This is a genomic window from Achromobacter sp., assembly GCF_036567245.1.
GTDB lineage: Bacteria > Pseudomonadota > Gammaproteobacteria > Burkholderiales > Burkholderiaceae_B > Achromobacter.
Genome location: NZ_DATCUY010000243.1, coordinates 1 through 3,971 on the forward strand (window position 1 = coordinate 1; position 3,971 = coordinate 3,971).

At 65.1% G+C, this 3,971-nt stretch carries 3 protein-coding genes; 2 read left to right on the forward strand and 1 reads right to left on the reverse strand.

What is annotated here, in order from left to right; genetic code table 11:
* The first annotated feature begins 112 nt into the window (after nt 1–112).
* Nucleotides 113–889 (forward strand): SDR family NAD(P)-dependent oxidoreductase, encoded by a 777-nt coding sequence (locus VIR09_RS10850; RefSeq protein WP_332012876.1) that lies wholly within the window; start codon nt 113–115, stop codon nt 887–889.
* Between the two features lie 41 nt (nt 890–930).
* Here the strand turns inward: VIR09_RS10850 and VIR09_RS10855 are convergent, their stop codons facing one another.
* The gene (locus tag VIR09_RS10855; protein ID WP_332012877.1) at nt 931–2,535 is read right to left on the reverse strand and encodes an ABC-F family ATPase; all 1,605 of its coding nucleotides are present in this window, start codon (nt 2,533–2,535) and stop codon (nt 931–933) included.
* A gap of 236 nt (nt 2,536–2,771) precedes the next feature.
* Here VIR09_RS10855 and VIR09_RS10860 point away from each other — a divergent pair.
* Nucleotides 2,772–3,971, forward strand: a 1,200-nt coding sequence (locus VIR09_RS10860; protein WP_332012878.1) for a CHASE2 domain-containing protein, incomplete at its 3' end; no start/stop codon positions are given.

A 3,971-nucleotide genomic window follows, 5' to 3' on the forward strand; every position in this document is an offset into this window, starting at 1 on the left:
AAGTGCCTGGCGCCCGCCTGGCGCTGGCGCACGGCAACGGCGGCGAGCTCTCCAGCCAGGCCACGCTGATCCTGGGCGCCGCCGAAACGCTCTGAACCCCACAAGGAAAACCATGAATCACACTGCTTACCTGCTCGACCAACGCAGCATCATCGTGACGGGCGCGGCCCAGGGCATAGGCCGCGCCATCAGCGAACTGGCCATGCAATTGGGCGCACGCGTCACGGCCGTGGACATGAACGCCGACGCGCTCGCCGCCTTTGAGCGCGAAGCGCCCCAAGGCCAGCTACTGACCCTGGCCGGCGACGTATCGGACCCGGCCTTCGCCGAAGCGGCGGTGGCGCAGGCGGCCGAGCGTTTCGGCACGGTCGACGGACTGGTGAACAACGCCGGCATCACCCGTACCGCGATGATAGAAAAGATGAGCCAGGAAGCCTGGCAGAAGGTGATAGACGTGCACCTGACCGGTTCCTTCCAGTTCCTGCAGGCCGTCGGCCGCCATATGCTGGCGGCGGCGCGCGAAACGGGCAAACCCGGCGGATCGATCGTCAACATCACCTCGGACGCAGGCCGCCGCGGCACCATAGGCCAGATCAACTACGCCGCGGCCAAGTCCGGCGTGCTGGGGCTGACCATGAGCGCGGCGCGCGAATGGGGCAAGTACGGGATACGGGTCAACACCATCGGCTTCGGCGTGGTGGAAACGCCCATGACGGAAACCATACGCGGGGACAAGTTCCGCGACACCTATCTGTCGCAAATCCCGCTGGGGCGTTTCGGCCAGCCCGGAGAGGTAGCATGGCCGGTGTGTTTTCTGCTGTCGGATGCCGCCTCGTACATGACGGGGCAGCACCTCTATGCCAACGGCGGCATGACCATCGGCATGTAAGGCAAATCCGGGGCCGCCGCGCTTGGCGGCCCGCGGCGTCCTCAGGCGTCGATACCGCGCGAGGTCAGGTAGTCATCGTAGCCGCCGCGGTAGTCGACGATCTCGCCCGAGGGCAGGATTTCGATCACGCGCGTGGCCAGGCCGGAGACGAACTCGCGGTCATGCGACACGAATACCAGCGTGCCTTCGTACTTTTCCAGCGCGAACTGCAGCGACTCGATCGATTCCATGTCCAAGTGGTTGGTGGGCTCGTCGAGCAGCATGACGTTGTGCCGGCCCAGCATCAGGCGGCCGAAGGTCATGCGGTTCTTTTCGCCGCCGGACAGCACCTTGGGCGCCTTGGGCAGGTCGTCCGCCGAGAACAGCAGGCGGCCCAGCACCGAACGGATCGATTGGTCGTCGTCGCCCGGTTGGCGGTGGTCGCCCATCCAGTCCAGCAGGTTGATGTCGGTCTGCAGGAACTGGTCGGACACGTCCTGGGCCATGTAGCCCAGGTCGGCGTTTTCGGACCACTTCACTGCGCCCGAGTCCGGCTGCAGATCGGTGGCCAAGAGGCGCAGCAGCGTGGTCTTGCCGACGCCGTTGGCGCCGATGATGGCGATCTTCTCGCCCGCGTCGACCATGGCCGAGAACTTGCGGATGACCGGCGCGTCGTAGGCCTTGGACAGGTTTTCGACGGTGACGGCCAGGCGGTGCATGACCTTGCTTTGCTCGAAGCGGATGTACGGATTCTGGCGCGACGAGGGCTTGACCACGACCTGGTCGGCCTTGATGCGGTCGATCTGCTTCAGGCGCGAGGTGGCCTGGCGCGACTTGGACTTGTTGGCGGCGAAGCGGCGCACGAAGTCCTGCAGTTCGGCGACGCGTTCCTTGGCCTTGGCGTTGTTGGACACCAGGCGTTCGCGCGCCTGGGTGGACGCCAGCATGTAGTCGTCGTAGTTGCCGGCGTAGATGCGGATCTCGCCGTAATCCACGTCCGCCATGTGCGTGCACACCTGGTTCAGGAAGTGGCGGTCGTGGCTGATGATGATCATCGTGCTCTGGTAGCCGTTGAGCACGTTTTCCAACCAGCGGATGGTGTTGATGTCCAGGTTGTTGGTGGGCTCGTCCAGCAGCAGGACGTCGGGATTCGAGAACAGGGCCTGCGCCAGCAGCACGCGCAGCTTCCAGCCCGGCGCCACTTCGCGCATGGGCAGGTTGTGCTGGTCGACGGCGATTTCCAGGCCCAGCAGCAGTTCGCCGGCGCGGGCTTCGGCGGTGTAGCCGTCGTACTCGGCGAACTTGGCTTCCAGGTCGGCCGCGCGCATGTAGTCGTCTTCGGTCGCTTCCGGGTTGGCGTAGATGGCGTCGCGCTCGGACATGGCGGCCCACATCTCGGTGTGGCCCATCATGACCACGTCCAGCACGCGCAGGTCTTCAAACGCGAACTGGTCCTGGCGCAGCTTGCCCAGGCGCACGCCCGGCTCCAGCGACACGTTGCCCCCCGAGGATTCCAGGTCGCCGCCGATGATCTTCATGAAGGTCGACTTGCCGGAACCGTTGGCCCCGATCAGCCCGTAGCGGTTGCCTTCCCCGAACTTGACGCTGACGTTCTCGAAAAGGGGTTTGGGGCCGAACTGGATGGTGAGATTGGCAGTGGAGATCACGGTATCTTGAGTCTTTGGGCGTCCGAAGACGCATGCGGAGAAACCCGATAGTGTACCAAGCATCAAAGCATCCCATGCATGCCCGGCAAATAGCGCATTGAAGCATCTGGAAATACCGCATGCCATTTGTTGTCTTAACGTAAATATTTGTATTAATTAGGGTACTATTGAAGGTATTCCACGCCTACGGCCGGCCCCGGCCGGGAAGGCGGTAGCAACCCACCTTCCCCCGTTTCGTGGCAGACGCGACTCCCTCCTCCGAAAAAGTCGAGCTTTCCTACGGCCGCTCCTTGATCGTTGCCGCCATCGTGGCGATCGTGATGCTGTGGGCGACGCCCAGGCTGACTCCAAGCTCCGACCTGTTCACCTACGCCGCGGCGCGGCTCCAGGCCCGCCTGGTCGGCGGCCACTACGACCCCGCCCACCGCAATGACACCACTGTCGTCCTGATAGACGACGATTCCCTGGATCAGCAAAAAGGCGCCTGGCCGGTGCCCTACAGGACGCATGCGCGCTGGCTGCGCAATATCGGCCTGATCCACAAGCCCAAGGCCATCTTCCTGGACATCACCTTCGGCCGCGAACGCGACGATCCGACGCTGCCGGAACTGGCGGCCGCCCTGTGCGAGCTGCGCGATGCCAATATCCCGGTATTCCTGGCCGCGCTGCCCGACACGCAGGGAAATCTGCGTCTGCGCTCGGGCCTGCAAGCGCCCGCTGGCGAGCCACCCTGCTTCACCATGGTCGACGTGCGCTACACCCCCAGCAAGGTGGACCGGCTGGTATGGAGCTATCCCCTCTGGTCTGGCGAAAACGCGCGCAGCGCGGCGCTGGCCATCGCCCAGGACGCGGCGGGCGTATCGATCGCGCGCACCAACGAAGCCATGGCCTTGACCTGGGGCGTCGACAACCTGGACCAGCGCCGCTTCAGCATGGACTGCCGCCAGGCCCGCGGCGGCTATATGGAAATGCTGCCGTCCTATGTGCGCAGCCTGCTGGGCGACCCGGACGCGGCGCAGCCCATCTGCCCCTACACCCGCGCGCTGACCCTGTCGGAATTGCGCGCTCCCGATGCCGACGGCACACGCCTAGCCGACATGCTCACGGGCCGCTACGTCATGATCGGCGCCGCGCTGAGCGGCTTCAACGACACGGTGCTGTCGCCGGTGCATGACTCGATCCCCGGGGTGTTCATGCACGCCATGGCGCTGGACAACCTGCTGACCTACCAGAACGACTACAAGCGCGCCCTCGAATGGGAAATCTGGCCGCCCAACGTCCTGTGGCTGCTCGGCATTCCGGTCGTCATGCTGGCCCACTTCCTGCACTGGCTGGCGCAATGGCTGCGCAGCAACACCAGGTGGGGCGGCCGGCTGCTGGCCCCGCCCGCGGAATGGCGGCTGTTTGCCGACGCCCCCGCCATGCCGCCGCAGCCT

What these genes read in the sequence shown, in the direction of transcription:
- VIR09_RS10850 (WP_332012876.1), top strand. Translation starts at nt 113, where the DNA reads ATGAATCACACTGCTTACCTGCTCGACCAACGCAGCATCATCGTGACG.